This is a genomic window from Ramlibacter sp. 2FC (assembly GCF_005503345.1).
GTDB lineage: Bacteria > Pseudomonadota > Gammaproteobacteria > Burkholderiales > Burkholderiaceae_C > SCMQ01.
The window spans coordinates 1-17,598 of sequence record NZ_SCMM01000045.1 but is presented as its reverse complement, the minus strand read 5'-3'; the positions used below and the strand labels follow the sequence as shown (position 1 = coordinate 17,598).

The window sequence follows — 17,598 nt, the reverse complement described above, 5'->3', positions numbered from 1 at the left end:
GGGGCTGGATGCCGCGCCCGATTTGTGTCAAGCTGGCCCCATGACGAGGGGGACCGCATGAAAAAGACCGCTGTGGACCTGCGCTGGCTGCTGGTGGGGGCGGGCTTGGCGCTGGCCGGCTGCACGCCGCTGCTGCCCAAGGCCAGCAGCGTGGCCGCATCGACTTTCGACAGCTACGAGTCGGCACGCGAGGCGCTGGAGAAGGTCGTCCCTTACAGGACCACCTTCGACGAGCTCAAGGCCCTGGGCTTCGACCCGCAGGCCAGCGCCAACGTCACGGTGATCCCCTATCCCGAGGTGGTCACGCGGCTGGCGCCGCACCCGGGTGTGCCGCTGGAGCAACTGGAGCCCGGCGTGCGCGACTGCATCCTGGCGCAGACCCTGTGCCGCGCCTACGTGTTCCGCTATGGCCAGCAGCGCCGGGTGCGCGAGGGCGGCTTCTGGTCGGACTTCTTCAACTTCGACCGCCAGGTCTCGATCACCGGCTGGCGCTTCGAGGGCCTGGTGGTGGTGCGCAACGGCGTGGTGCTGCTGCGCAGCATAGGCGGCGAGCCGCGCACCGACCGCGTCGACCGCCAGCACAACCCCCTGGGGCCGTTGCAGCCGGCCGGCGAGGCGGCGGGGCCCTGGCTGCTGCGCTAGCGGCCGGTCCTGGCCCGCACGCGGTTGACCTCGAACTCGCTGACTTCCCCCGCCTGGTTGCCCCAGTTGGTGCGCAGATGGGTCAGCACGGCCGCCACGTCGCGGTCGTCCAGTTGCAGCACGAAGGGCGGCATGCCGTAGGGGCGGGGGTTGCCCGCGGTCGCGGGCGGGAAGCCGCCGTACAGCACCATCTGGACCAGGTTGGTGGCATGCGGCAGGTTCACCGCGCGGTTGCCGGCCAGGGCCGGATAGGCGCCGGCCACGCCCTGGCCGCGCTCGCCGTGGCATTGCACGCAATGCCGCTCGTAGAGCTTGGCGCCGCGCGCCGCGACCTGGGCGTCGGGGGCGGCGCGCGGCGCCGGGTTCCCGGCCGGGGCGGCCGGCGGCAGGGCCTTGAGGTACTGGGCCATGGCGCCCAGGTCGGCCTCGTTCAGGTACTGGGTGCTGTGCAGTACCACCTCGGACATGGGGCCGCTGACGCTGCGGCGCGGCGTGTGGCCGGTCTTGAGCAGGCGCACGATGTCGGCCAGCGGCCAGTCGGCCACGCCGGCCTCGCTCGCCGAGTTCAGTGCCGGCGCGTACCAGCTCTGCACCGGGATCAGCCCCCCCGACAGGTCCAGCGGGTCGCCGCTGGCGCCCAGCACGTTGCGCGCGCTGTGGCAGGCCGAGCAATGGCCGAGGCCACCGACCAGGTAGGCGCCGCGGTTCCATTCCGGCGACTGGGCCGGGTCAGGCCGGTAGGTCGCGGGGCGGAAGTAGAGCGCGCGCCAGACCGCCAGGGCGGCCTGGGTGCTGAAGGGCCAGCTCAGCCGGTGCGCCGGCGCGGCCTGGCGCACCGGGGGCAGGCTTTGCAGGTAGGCGAACAGGGCGTCGGCGTCTTCGCGCGCGACCTGGGTGGTGCTGGTGTAGGGGAAGGCCGGGTAGAGCAGGCGGCCGTCCATGGAGCGGCCATGGTGCAGGGCGCGCCAGAAATGCGCCGCCGTCCAGCGGCCCAGGCCGGTCTCGGGGTCGGGCGTAAGGTTGCCCGCGTAGACCGTGCCGAAGGGCGTCTCTATGCCGCGTCCACCGGCGTAGGGCGCGCCGCCGCGCGCCGTGTGGCAGGCCATGCAATTGCCCGCCCGCGCCAGGTAGGCGCCGCGCGCCACCAGCTCGGGCGTGGACTTCGCGGGGGCGGCGGCGAGGTCGACGCCGTCCTGGTAGTTGTGCTGCCAGACCCAGGCTGCCGCGGCCAGCGCCAGGACCAGCAGGCCCAGCAGAAACAGGCGTGCCCTTTTCATCGCGGCCCCACCTGCAGCTGGGCGCTGCCGCAAGCCAGGTTGGGCGCGCCGGCGGGCACCGGCGGCGGCGCGGGCGCGGGATGGGTGTCGGCCGGCAGGGCCTGCGTGGCCAGCCAGCTGGTCACGGCAACCACGTCCTCGGGCCGCATGCGCTCGACGATCTGGGCCATGCAGTCCGGGGCATGGGCGCGGCGCTGGCCGGTGCGCCAGGCGCCGAGCTGGGCGTTCAGGTAGTCCTGCGGCAGGCCCAGCAGCCCGGGCACGCCGGGCGCCACGCCGGTCAGGGCCTGGCCGTGGCACTGGACACAGGCCGGCAGGCCGCGCGCCGCGTCGCCCTGGCGCACCAGCGCCTGGCCGCGCTGCAGCAGCTCGGGCGACACGCGCGGCGGGCGGGCCGAGGGCGGCGGGTAGGGCAGCTCGAGGGCGGCGAAGTACTGGGCCATCTCGGCCATGTAGGCGTCGGACAGCGGGTCGAGCAGGCGGATCATCAGGCTGTAGTGACGCCGGCCCTCGCGGAAGTTGAGCAGCTGGTTGTAGAGGTAGCCGGCCGGCTTGCCCGCCAGGCGCGGGTAATAGCCGTCCGGGCCGGCGCGGCCCTGGGCGCCATGGCAGGCGGTGCAGGCCAGGGTGCGCTGGGCCATGGAGTCTTCGAAGCTCGGCGCCGACAGGGCCGGGCCGCAGAGGCTGGCGGCAGCCGCCAGGGCCAGGACGGCCAGCCGGCGCAGCGGGGGGCGTAGGGGATGTCTCACGATGTCCGCATGATGCCCCAGCCGGGGCCGGGATGAAAGCATCAGCTGCGCACCGGAAAACCATATCAGATGCACAATTCGTGCAGTTAATGAGATCAGATGGCGATGCCACCCAAAGCATGAAGCGCTACGAGACCTTGGCCGAGCTGCTGGCCACCGACATCCGCGCGGGTCGCCTGGCGCCCGGTGCGCGCCTGCCCTCGGTGCGCCAGCTCCAGACCCAGCATGGCCTCAGCGCCTCCACCGTGTTCCAGGCCTACTACCGCCTCGAGGAGAAAGGCCTGGTGCGGGCGCGCGAGCGCTCGGGCTATTACGTGGCGGGACCGGCCACGCCCGGCCTGGCCGAGCCCGGCCGCGGCGCCGCGCCGCGCGCGCCGGCCAGGGTCGACGTCAGCTCCCTGGTGTTCCATGTGCTGGGTGCGGCCCAGGACACGCAGATCGTGCCGCTGGGCTCGGCCTTCGCCTCGGCCGAGCTGTTTCCGCTGCAGCGCCTGGGCCAGTCGCTGTCGCGCGGCGCCAGGCGCATGCAGCCGCGCGACACCCTGGTCGACCTGCCGCAGGGCCAGCCTGCGCTGCGCCAGCAGATCGCGCAGCGCTACCTGGGCCTGGGCATGGCGCCGCCGCCCGAGGGCGTGATCGTGACCAACGGCGCGCTCGAGGCGCTCAACCTCTGCCTGAGCGCGGTGGCGCGGCCAGGCGACCTGGTGGCCGTCGAGTCGCCGGGCTTCTACGCCGCGCTGCAGGCCCTGGAGCGGCTGGGCATGCGCGCGCTCGAGATCCCGGTCGATTCCAAGCAGGGCGTCGACCTGGGCCGGCTGTCCGACGCGCTGGAGCGCCATCCGGTCAAGGCCTGCTGGTTCATGACCAGCTTCCAGAACCCCATGGGCGCCAGCATGGACGAGGCGCGCAAGCGCGAATTGGTCGAGCTGCTGGCGCGCCACCAGGTGCCGCTGATCGAGGATGACGTCTACGGCGAGCTCTACTTCGGCCCGCGCGCGCCGCTGCCGGCCAAGGCCTTCGACCGCCAGGGCCTGGTCATGCACTGCAGTTCGTTCTCCAAGACGCTGGCGCCGGGCTACCGCGTGGGCTGGGTGGCGCCGGGCCGCTTTGCCGAGGCCATAGAGCGGCTCAAGCTGACGACCACGCTGTCGGCCAGCGTGCCGGCCCAGGTGGCGCTGGCCGACTACCTGCAGCACGGCGGCTACGACCGCCACCTGCGCCGCCTGCGCCACGCGCTGGAGGGCCAGCAGGCCAGCCTGAGGCAGGCGCTGGCGCGCCATTTCCCGCCGGGCCTGCGCGTGTCGCGGCCCGCGGGCGGCTACTTCCTGTGGGTGGAGCTGGCGCCCGGCCTGGACACCCTGGCCCTGTTCGAGCGCGCGCTGGCCGAGGGCATCAGCCTGGCGCCGGGGCCGATGTTCTCTGCGCGGCGTGCCTGGCGCCACTGCGTGCGGCTCAACTACGGCCACCCCTGGAGCGCAGCGCTGGAGGACGCGGTGGCCCGCCTGGGCCAGCTGGTGGCCGAGCTCACGCCGAGCGGCTGAGCCGCCCCGGCTTCAGGGCTCGCCCAGGGAGACGCCGATCTGCCGCGCCGCGACCAGCAGCGGATGGTCCAGCGGCACGCGGCGGTTGCGCGCGGCCACGCGGTCCAGCGGCAGGCTGGACAGCAGGCCGCCCTGCAGCGTGACCATGCGGTTGAACTCGCCGCGCGCCACCAGCTGCGCGGCCTGGTTGCCGAACTGCGTGGCCAGCACGCGGTCGAAGGGCGTGGGCCGGCCGCCGCGCTGCACATGGCCGAGCACGGTGGCGCGCACCTCGCTGGCCAGCCGCGGCTGCAGCCATTCGCGCAGCACATGGCCCACGCCGCCCAGGCGCACCGGTTCGGCGCGCTCGGGGCTGAGCCCGGCGATGGTCAGCTGGCCGCCGCGCGGCTTGGCGCCTTCGCCTATGCAGATCACGGTGAAATGCTGGCGCTGCTCGCGATCGCGGCAAAAGGCCAGCACGGCCTCGGGCTCGTAGTCGATCTCGGGCAGCAGGATCACGTCGGCCGCGCCGGCCACGCCGGCCTCCAGCGCGATCCAGCCCGCGTAGCGCCCCATGGTCTCGACGATCATCACGCGGCCATGGCTCTGGCCCGTGGTCTGCACGCGCTCCAGGGCGTCGGCGACCGTGGCCACCGCCGTGTCGAAGCCGAAGCTGCGCTCGCAGCCCTCGATGTCGTTGTCTATGGTCTTGGGCACGCCCACCATGGGCAGGCCGCGCAGCGCCAGGGCATGGGCGATGGTCATGGTGCCGTCGCCGCCGATCGCCACCACCACGTCCAGTCCCAGGGCGCGCGCGCGCGCCAGCACGGCCTCGGTCTGGGCCTCGCTGGCCAGCGGGTTGGCGCGATTGCTGGCGCCCAGCATGGTGCCGCCCGAGAACAGGATGCCGCTGACCGAACGCCAGTCGAGCTCGCGCGTGCGCCCGCCCTCCATGAGGCCGGCGAAGCCGTCCTCGATGCCGATCACGCGCGCCTGGCACTGGCGCAGCAGCGACTTGGTGACGGCCCGGATCACCGCGTTCAGGCCGGGGCAGTCGCCGCCGCCGGTCAGCAAGCCGACGCTGAGCGAGGGCCGTGCGGCGGAGGACGGAGCGCGTTTCGAGGTCATGGTCCTTCCATGGTAGCGAACTGTTGCCAGCGTGGGCGGGCGGTTGCGGCGACAATGGCAGCTTTTGCGATTTGCTTTTTGCGCCGCCATGGCGCATTTTTTCATTCCCGACCCGTTTTTGACATGTCTTCTTTCCAGGTTCGCCCCGCCACCCTCCGCGACGCCCAGGCCGTCGCCGAACTCCACGCCGCCTCCAGCCATGCGGCCTACCAGGGCATCGTGCCCGAGGAGCACCTGAGCCATATGCCCATGGCCAAGCGCGTGGCCTTCTGGCGCGAGGCCATCGAGTACGGCGAGCCCCAGGTCCATGTGGCGCTGGAGGGCGAGGCCATCGTCGGCTTCGTCGGCTTCGACCGCTCGCGCGACCCCAAGTCCAAGCCCACCACCGGCGAGGTCTGGGCCATCTACGCCGCGCCCGGGCAATGGGGCGGCGGCGTGGGCCTGGCCCTGTGGGACGCGGCGCGCGAAGGCCTGGAGGGCGAGGACTGCACCGAGGTCACGGTCTGGGTGCCGCTGCGCAACGAGCGCGCTCTGCGCTTCTTCGAGCTGGCCGGCTTCAAGCGCGAGATGAACACCGCCAAGACCGTGCCGGTGGGCGGCATACGCCTCGAGGAAGTGCGGCTCAAGCGCAAGCTGGGCTGATACCGGCCTCGCGCGGAGCCCTGGCTTGGCCCTGCTGCTCGCCCCCATGGAGGGGCTTTTGGATCACACGCTGCGCGACATCCTCACGCGCGTCGGCGGGGTGGACCGCTGCGTCTCCGAGTTCATCCGCGTCACCGACACCCTGCTGCCGGCGCGCGCCTTCGTGCGCGTGGTGCCCGAGCTGGCCAACGGCGGGCGCACGCGCGCCGGCGTGCCGGTGCGCGCCCAGCTGCTGGGCTCGGATCCGGCCTGCCTGGCCGAGAACGCGGCGCGGCTGGCCGAGCTCGGCCCGGCCGGCATAGACCTGAACTTCGGCTGCCCGGCCAAGACCGTGAACCGGCACCGCGGCGGCGCCGTGCTGCTGGACGAGCCCGAGCTGATCGCGCGCATCGTCGCCGCCGTGCGGCGCGCCGTGCCGCCGCACATGCCGGTGTCGGCCAAGATGCGGCTGGGCTTCGACGACGACCGCCGTGCCGAGGAATGCGCCGAAGCGATCGCCGGCGCCGGCGCCGACGAGCTGGTGGTGCACGCGCGCACCAAGGCCCATGGCTACCGGCCGCCGGCCTACTGGGAGCGCATCGCCGAGCTGCGCGCGCGCGTGCGCCTGCCGGTGGTGGCCAACGGCGAGATCTGGAGCGTGGCCGATGCGCTGCGCTGCCGCGAGGTCTCGGGCTGCGACAGCCTGATGCTGGGGCGCGGCATGGTCAGCGACCCCGGCTTGGCCCTGGCCATCCTCGCGCAGGACGGGGCGCCGGGCACCAGCGAAGGGCGCGCCGGCCTGGCCTGGCAGGACCTGCTGCCGCTGGTCGCCGACTTCTGGCGCCAGGTCGGCCTGCACGTGGCGGCGCGCCACCGCGCCGGGCGGCTCAAGCAGTGGCTCAACTACCTGCGCCGCCGCTACCCCGAGGCCCAAGAGGCCTTCGACGCGCTGCGCCTGGTGAACGACCCGGCCCGGGTGCAGCAGTGGCTCTGTGCCACACTGGGACCCGCGCTTGCGCACCCCAGCACCCCCTCGGAGGATTGATCGCCCATGGCTTCCAGCCTGCTTGCCCTGCTCGACGACATCGCCACCTTGCTCGACGACGTGGCGGTGCTGACCAAGCTCTCGGCCAAGAAGACCGCCGGCGTGCTGGGCGACGACCTCGCGCTCAACGCCCAGCAGGTCACGGGCGTGCATGCCGATCGCGAGCTGCCGGTGGTCTGGGCGGTGGCGCGCGGCTCGCTGCTCAACAAGGCCATCCTGGTGCCGGCGGCGCTGGCCCTGAGCGCCTTCGCGCCCTGGGCCGTGACCCCGCTGCTGATGCTGGGCGGCGCCTTCCTCTGCTTCGAAGGCGCGGAGAAGCTGGCCCACCGCTTTCTGCACAGCCCGGCCGAGGACGCGGCGCACCACGAGGAGTTGAGGCAGGCGCTGGCCAACCCGGCCGTGGACCTGGTGGCGCTGGAGCGCGACAAGATACGCGGCGCGGTGCGCACCGACTTCATCCTCTCGGCCGAGATCGTCGCGATCACGCTGGGCGCTGTGGCGGCCAGCCCCTTCGTGACCCGGCTCGGCGTGCTGGCCGCGATCGCCGTGGTCATGACGATCGGCGTCTACGGCCTGGTGGCGGCCATCGTCAAGCTCGACGACGCAGGCCTGGCCCTGAGCCGGCGCAGCGCGCCCGCGGCGCAGGCCGCGGGGCGCGCCCTGCTGGCCGCTGCGCCCTGGCTGATGAAGGCCCTGTCGGTGGCCGGCACGGCCGCCATGTTCCTGGTCGGCGGCGGCATCCTGGTGCACGGCCTGGCGCCGCTGCACCACGCGCTCGAGCTCGTGGTCGACGCGGTCGCCCACCTGCCCGGCCTGGCCCAGTTGGTACCGCTGCTGTTCGAGGCCCTGGTCGGCATCAAGGCCGGTGCACTGGTGCTCGGCACCTTCAGCCTGCTCAAGCGGCTGCGGCGCCGGCCGGCTTGAGGAAGAAAAACCGGGATCCCGCGCGCTACGCGGAGGGGTGGCTGCGCGTCTGCACCAGCATGCCCAGCAAGAGCACCATGCCCGACAGCAGCAAGGCGACGACGATGCCGGCTGCCAGGACGGCCTGCGGCAGCCATTGCTCGTGAGCCTGGAGTACCTCCGCGGCGGGCGCAGAGACTTCGACGTCCCAGACCCGGTCGCCGAGCGTGAACGACTGAACTCGGCGAAAGCTTCCTTGCGCTGCCAAGGGGCTGCCGCCGGCGCCGGACGCCGCGCTGTCGAACACCAGCCTGTCGGACGAGTTGGCCGGGTCGCCCCCGGCCTGGGCCACGATGGGCTCCGGCCCGCCCTCGAACAGGCGCACGCGCCAGGCGGGCGGCACGCCGGGCAGGCTGGAAAGCATCTCGGCGACCTCGAAGCCTGCACCCACCGAACCGATGTAGGCGGCGCGCCGCTGCGACAGGCTGTCGGTCGCCGCACCGGGGCGGTACACGGGCAGGCGCAGAGCGAGTCCGACGTGCTTGCGTGGGCCTTGAACCTGGATCAGCTTGCCGGAGGTCGTGAGCTTGCCGGTATCGCGCGCGACCGCCAGGGCGGTGCGCACATGCGGCGCGGCGGCGATGTCTTTGCCCAGCAGATGGGTGTTGCCGGCCTGCGGCTCGATCAGCGTGAACGGGTGGTAGTCGTCGCGTGCACCCGGCGGATGGATGGCAAAACGATGCGGGGCCGGCCAGGACGGGTCCTGCTGCAAGGCCTTCTCGAAAGTCTGCTTCGCGGCTGCCGGGACATAGGGGGCGAAGTTCAGCACCTGGAAGCCGGGGAACTGGTCCTTCAGTGCCAAGGCCTCGGTGAAGCGGTGGAACGCGTCGCGCGACACCTCGCCACTGGCAAAGAGCGCACGCAGACCGACCAGCACCTGCGCATAGGACGCGAAGCGCCTTTCGATCTGCGTGGCCGCATGGCTGGCCGTCGTGTCGAAGCGCGACTGCGCGCCGCTCGCAAGCGCCAGGTGCGTCCACTGGCCGGCCGCGGCCGACAAGGCCATGCCGGCGACCAGGACCAGGGCCGCGATCAGGACCGGCCTGCGCCCGGGCCGACCGGACAGGACATTCGTCCGCAACAGGCGAAACATGCCGTCTCCATGCGCCATGGCGCCTCCCCTTCCCGTGACCGAGATCGCAAGTCTCGGCGAATCCACCGGGCAAGGTCAAGCTCGCGGCGGACTGCGCGAGCTCCTGCGCGACCGGCGCCAGGCTATCAGGGCCCGCCGTTCCCCGGTTCGGGCGGCCGCCGCGCCAGCAGCTCGGCCGCCAGCACTTCGTAGGCGGCCGCGACGCCGAGCAGGGCCGCCTCTCCCTGGGGCCGGCCCAGCAACTGCAGGCCCATGGGCCAGCGCCCGTTGGCGTGGAAGCCGGCCGGCAGGCTGAGCGCGGGCAGGCCGGCGAAGCTCGCGTAGATCGTGACCTCCATCCAGCGGTGGTAGCTGTCCATCTCGCGACCGGCCACGGTCTTCGGCCAGCGCTCGGCTACGGGGAAGGGCCAGACCTGGGTCACCGGCAGGGCCAGCAGGTCGTAGCGGCCCAGCAGTTCGAGCAGCTGGGCGTGGAAGGCGCTGCGCCTGGCGCTGGCCTGCATGAAGTCCTGGCAGCTCAGGCGCTGCGCCTCGTCGTGCTCCCACAGGGCCTCGGGCTTGATGCGCTCGCGCGCCCCGGGCTGTGCCAGCAGCCTGGCCACCTTGGGCGCGACCAGGGCGTGGCGCCAGACGCGCCAGGCCTTCCACACGATGGCCGGGTCGAAGCCCGGCGCCAGCGGCTCGACCAGTGCGCCCTCGGCGGCCAGGCGCTGCAGGGCCTGCTCGCACAGCGGCAGGATGCCAGGCTCCATGGGCAGGTAGCCGCCCAGGTCGCCCAGCCAGGCGATGCGCAGGCCGCGCAGCTTGGCCGGCGCCTGGGGCGGCTGCCAGGCGCCCGGGGCTTCGGCGATCGACAGCGGCACGCGCGGGTCGTGGCCGGCCTGGATGGCCAGCAGCCGGCCCAGGTCGCGCACGCTGCGCGCCATCGGCCCCTCGGTGCCGAGCTGGTCGACCCAGGTGTCGGCCGCCGGCCAGAACGGCACGCGGCCCTGGCTGGGGCGCAGGCCGAACACATGGTTCCAGGCCGCGGGGTTGCGCAGCGAGCCCATGAAGTCGGAGCCATCGGCCACCGGCAGCAGGCGCTGGGCCAGCGCCACGGCCGCGCCGCCGCTGCTGCCGCCGGCGCTGACCGCAGGGTCCCAGGCGTTGCCGGTGGCGCCGAACAGCTCGTTGAATGTGTGCGAGCCCAGGCCGAACTCGGGCATGTTGGTCTTGGCTATCACGATGCAGCCCGCGGCCTTCATGCGCGTGGCCATCAGGCCGTCGCGCGTGGCGACCGCGTCCTTGAGCAGGCTGCAGCCGTAGGTGGTGGGAAAGCCCGCGGCCTGGCCCGTGTCCTTGATCGCCTGCGGGATGCCGTGCAGCCAGCCGAGCGAGGCGCCGCGCGCGAGCTCGGCGTCGCGCTCGTCGGCCTGGTGCAGCAGGGCGTCGTCGGGCGCCAGGCTAACGATGGCGTTGAAGCGCGGGTTGAGGCGGTGGATGCGCGCCAGGTAGGCCTGCATCACCTCGCGGCAGGAGATCTCGCGCGCGTGGATGGCGCGCGACAGCGCGTCGGCGTCGAGGTCGGTCGGGTCGGTGAAGCTCATGGGATTTCCGTGGCGCGGCTCACTGGGGCTGCACGTTCACCGCGCGGGCGATGCCCTGGTAGCGCGCGATCTCGGCCGTGTAGAGCTTTTGCAGCTCGGCCGGGCTCGCGGGCTTGCCGACCTGGCTGCCCGTGGCCTCGTAGGCCTTGCGGATGTCGGCGTTCTGCAGCGCCTCGTTGACCGCCTTGTTGATGCGCTCGACAGCCGGGTCGGGCGTGGCCTTGGGCACCAGGATGCCGGCCCAGAGGTCGAACTCGAAGCCCTCCAGCGCCTTGCTCGCGTCCAGCGTCGGCAGGCTGGGGAACAGCGGATGGGGCTGGCGCGCGGCGATGCCGTAGGCCTTGAGCTTGCCCTCCTTGATCAGCGCCGGCACGTTGCCGGCCAGGGGCATGAACACCAGGTCGATCTGCCCGCCCATCAGGTCGGTCAAGAGCGGCGCGGCGCCCTTGTAGGGCACATGCAGCATCTTGACGCCGGTCTGCTTGCTGAAGCTCTCGGCCACCAGGTGGTAGAGCGAGCCCGGGCCCACGCTGCCATAGGACAGCTGCTTGGCGCCGGGCTTCTTGCTCAGCTCGACCAGCTCGTCCACGCTGTTGGCCGGCAGGTCCTTGCGGCCCAGCATGATCATCGAGGTGTTGATCAGCACCGCGGCCAGGCGCAGGTCCTCGGGCTTGTGCTTGACCGCCACCATGGACAGCGGTGCCAGCACCAGCTCCATGGGCGAGGCCATGACCATGGTGTGGCCGTCGGGCGCGGCCGCCAGCGTCTTGTGTATGCCCAGGGCGCCGCCGACGCCGCCCACGTTGTCTACGATCATCTGCTGGCCCAACAGCCGCGTGAGCTCGGGCTGGATCTGGCGCGCGACGAAGTCCGAGGGGCCGCCGGCCGGGTAGGGCACGACCAGCGACATCAGGCGGCTCGGAAAGCCCTGGGCCTGCGCGGCGAGCGCGGCCAGCCCGAGCAGCAGGGCGGCGCAGCCGCGGCGGAGGATGCGGTTCGAGGTCATGATGGCTCCTTGGGACTGCATGGTACTCAGACGGCGATGAACACCGACTTGGTCTCGAGGTAGGCGTCCAGCGAGGCCTTGCCCAGGTCGCGGCCTATGCCCGACTGCTTGTAGCCGCCGAAGGGCATGGCGGGGTCGAGCGCGCTGTGGCAGTTGACCCAGACCGTGCCGGCCTTGATCCTGGGGATCAGCCGGTGCACCTTGGACAGGTCGTTCGACCAGATGCTGGCGCCCAGCCCGTAGGGCGTGTCGTTGGCCCAGGCCGCGACCTGGTCGAGGTCGTCGTAGGGCATGGCCACCAGCACCGGGCCGAAGATCTCCTCCTGGGCCACGCGGTGGCTGCGCTGGACGTCGGCCAGCACGGTGGGCTGCACGAAGAAGCCCCGCTCGCCCTGGCGGCCGCCGCCCGCGACCACCTGCGCGCCCTGGGCGCGGCCGATGTCGATGTAGCCGCACACGCGCTGCATCTGCTCGCGCGAGACCAGCGGGCCCATCTGCGCCGCCGGATCCAGGCCATGGCCCAGCGGCAGGGCGCTTGCGATCTGCGCCACGTCGGCGACCACGCGGTCGAACAGCTTCTTCTGCACGAACAGGCGCGAGCCCGCGCAGCAGACCTGGCCATGGTTGAAGAAGATCGCGTTGGCCGCGCCCGCTGCTGCGGCGGCGGGGTCGCAGTCGTCGAGCACGATCACCGGCGACTTGCCGCCCAGCTCCAGCGTGAAGCGCGTCATGTTGTCGACCGAGGCGTGGCCGATCAGCTTGCCCACTTCGGTCGAGCCGGTGAAGCTGACCTTGTCGACCCCGGGGTGGCGCACCAGCGGCGCGCCGGTGCCCGGGCCGTCGCCGGTGAGGATGTTGACCACCCCGGCGGGAAAGCCGGCCTCGGCGATCAGCTCGGCCAGGTACAGGGCCGTCAGCGGGGTCTGCTCGGCCGGCTTGAGCACCACGGTGCAGCCGGCGGCCAGGGCCGGCCCCAGCTTCCAGGCCGCCACCACCAAGGGGAAGTTCCAGGGCACGATGGCGGCGACCACGCCCACGGCCTCGCGCCGCGTGTAGGTGACGAACTCGGCCTGCAGGGCGTAGGGCACGGAATGCTCGCTGGTGCTGCCCTCGATCTTGGTGGCCCAGCCGGCCATGTAGCGGAAGAAGTCGACCACGATGGCCATGTCCACGGCGCGGGCGATCGCGGCGGACTTGCCGTTGTCTATGGACTCGATCTCGGCCAGCGTCTGGGCATGGGCCTCGACCAGGTCGGCCAGCTTGAGCAAGAGGCGCTGGCGCTCGACCGGGCGCATGCGGCCCCAGGGGCCCTGGTCGAAGGCGGCGCGCGCGGCCTTGACGGCACGGTCCACGTCGGCCGGGCCGGCCGAGGCGACCCGGCCTATGACTTCCTCGGTGGCCGGGTTGAGGGTCTCGAAGCTCCGGCCGTCGGCCGCGTCCGTCCACTGGCCGCCTATGAACAGGCGGTGCGTGGGGCGGCTCAGGAAGGCCGCCGCCGGCTCGGAGATCAGGTGTTTGACTTCGGAGAGATCCATGGGTCTGCCTCTTGGGGTTGTGCTGCGCAATGCGCGGGTTGACGATTCGGGCGGATTCTGGGGACGGCCGGCGCCGGCGCCTATCAGATTTCGGCAAGAAGCCGCCGACCCCGGTAAAACCCGCAGCCGCGGCCGATCAGGGTTTTCCCGCGACCAGGCCCGGGGCGCCGCGTTTTGCCGATTCGTGCTATCGGGCAGCGGGGGCGGCTCGCAAGAATCCGGTCCCATGTTCAACAGTCCGCCCTGGCGATCAGGCATCGCCGCCGGACCCGACCTGCAGGAGAGCTACATGCACAGAAACCCGAGGCGCCCCGGCTCAGGCCGGCGCGCCCTTGCGCTGGCCGGCCTGATGGGCCTGGCGCTGCAGGCCCCGGCGCGGGCCGCCGCTGCGGCGCCCGAGGAATTGCCGGCCGAGACCCTGGCCTCGGGCGCGGTCATCGCGGCCTCGGCGAGCGAGCGCGTCTACGTGGCCGACGTGGCCATCAACCACATCTCGGACGGCCGCATCCGCGTCTTCGACGCGCGCCGCGGCAAGTTCCTCGGCATGGTCTCGACCGGCTATGCGGGCAACTTCACGCTCAGCGCGAAGGCGGACGAGCTCTATGTCGCGACCAGCTACCTCAGCCGCAACTCGCGCGGCGAGCGCACCGACGTGCTCGAAGTGCACGACACCGCGAGCCTGGCCTTCAAGTACGAGGTCATCCTGCCGACCAAGCGGGCCCAGGCCCTGAACTACCGCGGCCTGGTGCGCAGCACCGCCAACGGCCGCTTCGTGCTGGTGCAGAACGCCACCCCGGCGACCTCGGTCACGGTGGTCGACCTCACGCAGCGCAAGGTGGTGGCCGAGGTGCAGACCCCGGGCTGCTGGGGCATCCTGCCCGCGGCCAGCCATGCCAGCCGCTTCTCCATGCTGTGCGGCGACGGCAAGGTTGCCACCGTGACGCTGGACGAGAACGGCCAGGTCGGCGAGCGCCAGGCCAGCGAGAAGCTGTTCGACGCCGATGCCGACGCCTGGTTCCATCATGCCGAGCAACTGGGCGACCGCTACTGGTTCGTCTCCTTCAAGGGCCAGCTGACCGAGCTCGACCTCGGCGGCCCGGTGGCCGCCGTCAAGGCCAGCCGGCCCCTGGTCGACGCCGCGGCGCAGCGCGCGGGCTGGCGGCCGGGCGGCTACCAGAACTTCGCGGTCGATCCCGGCGGCCGCTGGCTGGTGCTGGCCATGCACGACAAAGGCGCCGAGGGCTCGCACAAGCGGCCGGCCCGGCAGTTGTGGATCGTCGACCTGGCCACGGGCAAGCGGGTGGCGACGGCGCCGGGCCAGGGCACGGCCTCGCTGACCTTCTCGCGCAACGGCCAGCGCCTGCACGCCCTCGATGGCGAGAAGGGCGCCATGCATGTGTGGCAGTTCCGGCCCGGCGCGCCGCTCCGGCCCATCACCACGGTGGCGCGTGCCGGCGAGGCCTCGCTGCACCTCGAGTCGCACGACTGAGAGGGACCGGCCATGATCACCGACCTGTCCCTGGACCCGCTGCCGATCTGGATCGCGGCCGCGCTGCTGGCCTGCCTGTTTGCCCATGCGGCGCTCGCCAAGCTCGCCGACCTGGCCCTGCTCGAGCAGCACCTGTGGGTCTATGGCGTGCCGCAGCGCCTGCTGCCGGCCGCGACCCGCCTGCTGCCGCTGGCCGAGGCGCTGGCGGCCCTGCTGCTGCTCACGCCCTGGCGCGCCGCGGGCGCCGCGCTGGCTGCGCTGCTGCTGCTGGCCTATGCCGCGGCCATGGCCTACCACCGCTGGCATCGCCACGCGCTCGACTGCGGCTGCGGTGGCGAGCCGCTGGCCGTGTCCTGGGCCCTGGTGGCGCGCAACCTGGGCCTGGCCGCCCTGGCCCTGCTGGCCGCCTGGCCCCTGGGCGAGCGGCCCCTGGGCCTGGGCGACTTCGCCGTGCTGGCGGCTGCCGTGCTGCTGGCCGCGCTGCTGTACGCCGCCTTCCACCAGGTCCTGCGCCACCAGGCCGCCACCGTCCATTCCACCAACGCCTAGGAAATCCCCCATGAACGCACTCAATGTCTCCCTTGTCCTGCTGTGGCTGGCCGTGCTGGTGCTCGGCCTGATGCTGTGGGCGCTGTCGCGCCAGGTCGGCGTGCTGTTCGAACGCGTGGCGCCCATGGGCGCCCTGGTCACCGACGCCGGCCCGCCGGTGGGCGCGCCTTCGCCGAGCTTCGCGCTGACCGGCATCCAGTCCGAGCCGGTGGCCATAGGCGGCCCGCAGGCCCTGCCGACGCTGGTGTTCTTCCTCGCGCCGACCTGCCCGGTGTGCAAGAAGCTGATCCCGGTGCTCAAGGCCCTGCTGCGCGACGAGCGGCGCCGCCTGCGCGTGGTGCTGGCCAGCGACGGCGAGGCGGCTTCGCACCTGGGCTTCGTGCGCGAGTACGGCCTGGAGGCCATGCCCTATGTGCTGTCGACCGAGCTGGGCATGAGCTTCCGCGTCTCGCGCCTGCCCTATGCCGTGCTGCTCGACGCGCAGGGCGTGGTGGCGGCCAAGGGCCTGGTCAATTCGCGCGAGCAGCTCGACAGCCTGCTCAACGCCCACGAGATGGGCACGCCGACCATACAGCAATACCTCGAAGGGGCCGCGGCCTGAAGGCGCGCGGTCCATCGACATCCATGGAGAAATGTTCATGCAGTGGTTCCTCAACCTGATCGACCGGCAGACCGAGCGCAGCGTGCGCCAGGTCGCGCACAGCCACGGCCGGCGCAGCCTGGTCGCGCGGCTGGGCGTGGCCCTGGTCGGCGGCGCCGTGCTGCCCATGCTGCCCTTCGACCGCAGCGGCCAGTTCATGGCCGCCAACGCCGCCACGCCCGCCAAGGGCAAGGCCGGCCGGGCCGACCCGCGCGAGGACCCGACGCAGTGCGAGTACTGGCGCTACTGCGCTTTCGACGGCTTCCTCTGCACCTGCTGCGGCGGCTCGCTGACCCAATGCCCGCCGGGCACCGAGGCGTCCAAGGTCAGCTGGGTCGGCACCTGCCTCAATCCCAAGGACGGACGCCACTACCTGGTGTCCTACAACGACTGCTGCGGCAAGGGCGCCTGCGGCGAGTGCCTGTGCAACAACAACGAGCGCGAGCGGCCCGGCTACCGGCTCGGCGTGCACAACGACATCAACTGGTGCATGGCCAACAGCAGCCCGATGTTCCACTGCACCACCTCCATCATCGTGGGGGTCGCATGAGGGCCGCCTGTAGCGCCGCGCTGCTGGTGGCCGCGCTGGCCGCCGCGCCCGCCAGCCGGGCCGCGGCCGACGGCCCGGCGCTCTACGCCCAGCATTGCGCGAGCTGCCACCAGGCCGACGGCGCGGGCACCGTGGGCCTGGCGCCCGCGCTCAAGGGCCAGCACTGGACGCGCCTGGGCGCGGACCGGGCCTACCTGCTCACGGTGCTGGTCCACGGCCTGTCCGGGGCCATCCAGGTCGGCGGCCAAACCTTCGTCGGCAGCATGCCGGCCTTCGGCAGCCAGCTCGACGACGCGGCCCTGGCGGCGCTGGCCACCCATGTGCGCGGCCTGCAGGGTGCCGCCGGCGAGCCGGCCTACGCGAGCGAAGAGGCCAGGGCGGTGCGCCAGGCGGCGGGCAGCCCGCCGCAGTCGCGCCAGCGCCGGCTGAAGCTGCTGGGGAACTGAGGCCATGCACGCGCTCAACATGGTGGCGGCGCTGGCCCTGGCCTGTGGGGCCCAGGCCGCGGCAGCCCAGGCCACGGTGGTCGGCAAGCAGGCGCGCGGTTCCGTGTCCGCCGAGTCCGTGGCCAGGACCAGCAGCGTGCGCAGCCAGTACGTGCTGGCCTGCGCCGGCTGCCACGGCCTGGACGCCTCGGGCTCGGTGGTCGGCAACGTGCCCGACATGCGCCAGCTCGGCCGCTTTCTGCGCATCGAGGGCGGCCGCGAGTTCGTGATCAAGGTGCCGGGCGTGATGGGCTCGGGCCTGAGCGACCAGCAGGTCGCCGAGGTCACCAACTGGGTGCTGGCGACCCTGGCCGCCGGATCGGTGCCACCGGCCCACCAGGCCTACACCGCCGATGAAGTCCGGCGCGCGCGCGCCGCGCCGCTGCTCGACGTGGCCGCCACCCGCGCCGGCCTGGTCGAGCGGGCGCGCGCCCAGGGCATCGCGCTCGACTGATCTTCGTACACAACACAAGCCCATGAGGGGCGAGGAGACAAAGATGAACCGATTGACGAGAGGCTGCGCCGCGCTCGCGCTGGCCGGCCTGGCGGGCACGGGATACGCCGCGAGCGACGCCCAGGCCCAGGCGCTGGGCAAGGAGCTGACGCCGGTCGGCGCCGAACGCGCCGCGAGCAAGGACGGCGCCATCCCCGCCTGGAGCGGCGGCGACATGAAGCCCCCTGCCGGCTGGAAGCCGGGCCAGGCCCGCCCCGACCCCTACG

18 protein-coding genes and 1 pseudogene are annotated in these 17,598 nt (G+C 72.6%); 12 read left to right on the top strand and 7 right to left on the bottom strand.

Annotated elements, in window-relative coordinates:
- Window positions 1–57 precede the first annotated feature (57 nt).
- Window positions 58–642: a hypothetical protein gene (locus FFS10_RS17485; RefSeq protein WP_137895754.1), complete on the top strand. Its 585-nt coding sequence runs from the start codon at window positions 58–60 to the stop codon at window positions 640–642.
- Here FFS10_RS17485 and FFS10_RS17480 read toward each other — a convergent pair.
- The gene (locus tag FFS10_RS17480) at window positions 639–1,919 is read right to left on the bottom strand and encodes a c-type cytochrome (protein ID WP_137895753.1); all 1,281 of its coding nucleotides are present in this window, start codon (window positions 1,917–1,919) and stop codon (window positions 639–641) included. The genes FFS10_RS17485 and FFS10_RS17480 overlap by 4 nt on opposite strands.
- On the bottom strand, window positions 1,916–2,668 hold the full coding sequence (locus FFS10_RS17475) for a c-type cytochrome (RefSeq protein ID WP_502702885.1): 753 nt from the start codon (window positions 2,666–2,668) through the stop codon (window positions 1,916–1,918). The genes FFS10_RS17480 and FFS10_RS17475 overlap by 4 nt, the downstream gene beginning before the upstream one ends.
- A 119-nt stretch (window positions 2,669–2,787) precedes the next feature.
- Between FFS10_RS17475 and FFS10_RS17470 the strand changes: the two genes are divergently transcribed.
- On the top strand, window positions 2,788–4,209 hold the full coding sequence (locus FFS10_RS17470) for an aminotransferase-like domain-containing protein (protein WP_137895751.1): 1,422 nt from the start codon (window positions 2,788–2,790) through the stop codon (window positions 4,207–4,209).
- A gap of 12 nt (window positions 4,210–4,221) precedes the next feature.
- On the opposite strand, the gene FFS10_RS17465 is transcribed toward FFS10_RS17470, so the two are convergent.
- Window positions 4,222–5,316 (bottom strand): 6-phosphofructokinase, encoded by a 1,095-nt coding sequence (locus FFS10_RS17465; protein WP_137895750.1) that lies wholly within the window; start codon window positions 5,314–5,316, stop codon window positions 4,222–4,224.
- A 123-nt stretch (window positions 5,317–5,439) separates the two neighbouring features.
- Between FFS10_RS17465 and FFS10_RS17460 the strand changes: the two genes are divergently transcribed.
- The 3 genes from FFS10_RS17460 to FFS10_RS17450 are packed head-to-tail and all read left to right on the top strand — an operon-like array spanning window position 5,440 to window position 7,906.
- Window positions 5,440–5,958, top strand: coding sequence for a GNAT family N-acetyltransferase (locus FFS10_RS17460; protein ID WP_137895749.1), 519 nt, complete (start codon window positions 5,440–5,442; stop codon window positions 5,956–5,958).
- A gap of 46 nt (window positions 5,959–6,004) precedes the next feature.
- Window positions 6,005–6,982: a tRNA dihydrouridine synthase gene (locus FFS10_RS17455; RefSeq protein WP_137895777.1), complete on the top strand. Its 978-nt coding sequence runs from the start codon at window positions 6,005–6,007 to the stop codon at window positions 6,980–6,982.
- Between the two features lie 6 nt (window positions 6,983–6,988).
- Window positions 6,989–7,906 carry a DUF808 domain-containing protein gene (locus tag FFS10_RS17450; RefSeq protein ID WP_137895748.1) on the top strand — a complete coding sequence of 306 codons (918 nt, stop codon included), beginning with the start codon at window positions 6,989–6,991 and terminating at the stop codon, window positions 7,904–7,906.
- Window positions 7,907–7,931: 25 nt separating this feature from the next.
- On the opposite strand, the gene FFS10_RS17445 is transcribed toward FFS10_RS17450, so the two are convergent.
- The 4 genes from FFS10_RS17445 to FFS10_RS17430 form a co-directional block, all read right to left on the bottom strand.
- On the bottom strand, window positions 7,932–9,038 hold the full coding sequence (locus FFS10_RS17445) for a CHASE domain-containing protein (RefSeq protein WP_171016169.1): 1,107 nt from the start codon (window positions 9,036–9,038) through the stop codon (window positions 7,932–7,934).
- A gap of 125 nt (window positions 9,039–9,163) precedes the next feature.
- Entirely contained in the window at window positions 9,164–10,624 is a 1,461-nt protein-coding gene (locus tag FFS10_RS17440) for an amidase (RefSeq protein WP_137895746.1), read from the bottom strand.
- Between the two features lie 19 nt (window positions 10,625–10,643).
- On the bottom strand, window positions 10,644–11,630 hold the full coding sequence (locus FFS10_RS17435; RefSeq protein WP_137895745.1) for a tripartite tricarboxylate transporter substrate binding protein: 987 nt from the start codon (window positions 11,628–11,630) through the stop codon (window positions 10,644–10,646).
- A gap of 26 nt (window positions 11,631–11,656) precedes the next feature.
- A complete protein-coding gene (locus tag FFS10_RS17430; protein WP_137895744.1) occupies window positions 11,657–13,165 on the bottom strand; it encodes an aldehyde dehydrogenase family protein in 1,509 nt (502 codons plus the stop codon).
- A 226-nt stretch (window positions 13,166–13,391) separates the two neighbouring features.
- Here FFS10_RS17430 and FFS10_RS17425 point away from each other — a divergent pair, with 226 nt between their 5' ends.
- From FFS10_RS17425 to FFS10_RS17395, 7 genes and pseudogenes are all read left to right on the top strand, one after another.
- On the top strand, window positions 13,392–14,654 hold the full coding sequence (locus FFS10_RS17425; protein WP_137895743.1) for an amine dehydrogenase large subunit: 1,263 nt from the start codon (window positions 13,392–13,394) through the stop codon (window positions 14,652–14,654).
- A 12-nt stretch (window positions 14,655–14,666) separates the two neighbouring features.
- The gene (locus FFS10_RS17420; RefSeq protein WP_137895742.1) at window positions 14,667–15,203 is read left to right on the top strand and encodes a MauE/DoxX family redox-associated membrane protein; all 537 of its coding nucleotides are present in this window, start codon (window positions 14,667–14,669) and stop codon (window positions 15,201–15,203) included.
- A 10-nt stretch (window positions 15,204–15,213) separates the two neighbouring features.
- Window positions 15,214–15,804, top strand: coding sequence for a methylamine dehydrogenase accessory protein MauD (gene mauD / locus FFS10_RS17415; RefSeq protein ID WP_137895741.1), 591 nt, complete (start codon window positions 15,214–15,216; stop codon window positions 15,802–15,804).
- 37 nt (window positions 15,805–15,841) lie between these two features.
- Window positions 15,842–16,393: a methylamine dehydrogenase light chain gene (locus FFS10_RS17410; protein WP_137895740.1), complete on the top strand. Its 552-nt coding sequence runs from the start codon at window positions 15,842–15,844 to the stop codon at window positions 16,391–16,393.
- A complete protein-coding gene (locus FFS10_RS17405; protein WP_137895739.1) occupies window positions 16,390–16,839 on the top strand; it encodes a c-type cytochrome in 450 nt (149 codons plus the stop codon). The genes FFS10_RS17410 and FFS10_RS17405 overlap by 4 nt, the downstream gene beginning before the upstream one ends.
- A 4-nt stretch (window positions 16,840–16,843) precedes the next feature.
- Window positions 16,844–17,332 carry a c-type cytochrome gene (locus FFS10_RS17400; RefSeq protein WP_212744145.1) on the top strand — a complete coding sequence of 163 codons (489 nt, stop codon included), beginning with the start codon at window positions 16,844–16,846 and terminating at the stop codon, window positions 17,330–17,332.
- Window positions 17,333–17,375: 43 nt separating this feature from the next.
- A pseudogene (locus FFS10_RS17395) lies at window positions 17,376–17,598 on the top strand (DUF1329 domain-containing protein); the annotation flags it as partial.